The organism is Dietzia sp. UCD-THP (assembly GCF_000349585.1).
Lineage (GTDB): Bacteria > Actinomycetota > Actinomycetes > Mycobacteriales > Mycobacteriaceae > Dietzia > Dietzia natronolimnaea_A.
Genome location: NZ_KB714681.1, coordinates 804 through 1,476, shown reverse-complemented (window position 1 = coordinate 1,476; position 673 = coordinate 804). Strand labels below are relative to the sequence as shown.

Genomic DNA, 673 nt, shown 5'->3' with positions numbered 1-673 from the left:
GTACTCCGACGTCTCTCGGCCCACTGTCGCCCGTGTCGAGACCGGGGAAGACGTGTCGACCGCGACTCTCTCCAAGATTGCAGCGGAGCTCGGGCTCGCCCTCAAGGTAGAACCGATCGACTAGCGGTCCTACTCCTTCACGACGGACGCGATCGAAAGGTCGACCCCTCTCGACTTCAGCAGCCTGTCCTGCCTGCCGAGGTTCACCTGGGTGAAAGTAAACAAAGAATCAGCGGTGACCGCAGTCTTCTCCTTGGCGAGGACGACTACGACCCTCTTCGGCGTGCATTCGTAGTCCTTCTGGTCTTGACCGGCTTCGCGAAGGCGGCGACGTAGATCGGTCCGCGCCTTTTTGTCGTGGGTGAGGACCTCCGTCGAGACGAGCGCCTGCGCGAGGAGATGGCTCGCAGGTGCCGAGGAGCTGACGTGCTTGACGTGGATGAATGTACCGTCCTTCAACAGGACGTCGCACGCCTCGAACTGACCCTTCTTCGTCTCGCCCTGGATGAGCTTCCGGTCAAGCAAGAGCCCTTCGGTGCTCGTTGTAAGCCGTTCGTTGTAGGTGGCTTCGTTCATGCCCGCCTCCCACCGTGGCAGATCCGCGATGGGAGGCGGGCGGCCGAAGATCTCTCGCGTGCGCTCGGCGACCGCTTCGGCGTACGTCCGGTCCATC

The 673-nt window shown here is 62.4% G+C and carries 2 protein-coding genes (1 of these 2 running past the window's edge); one reads left to right on the top strand and one right to left on the bottom strand.

Features of this window, described 5'->3' with window-relative positions; translation table 11 throughout:
- On the top strand, positions 1 to 124 hold a 124-nt coding region (locus H483_RS40660; protein WP_017838676.1), incomplete at its 5' end, for a helix-turn-helix domain-containing protein.
- Positions 125 to 129: 5 nt separating this feature from the next.
- Here the strand turns inward: H483_RS40660 and H483_RS38055 are convergent.
- On the bottom strand, positions 130 to 673 hold part of the coding region annotated (locus H483_RS38055; RefSeq protein ID WP_193746929.1) for a DUF6119 family protein (this coding region is incomplete at its 5' end). The annotated region continues 273 nt past the right edge of the window; 544 of 817 annotated nt are visible.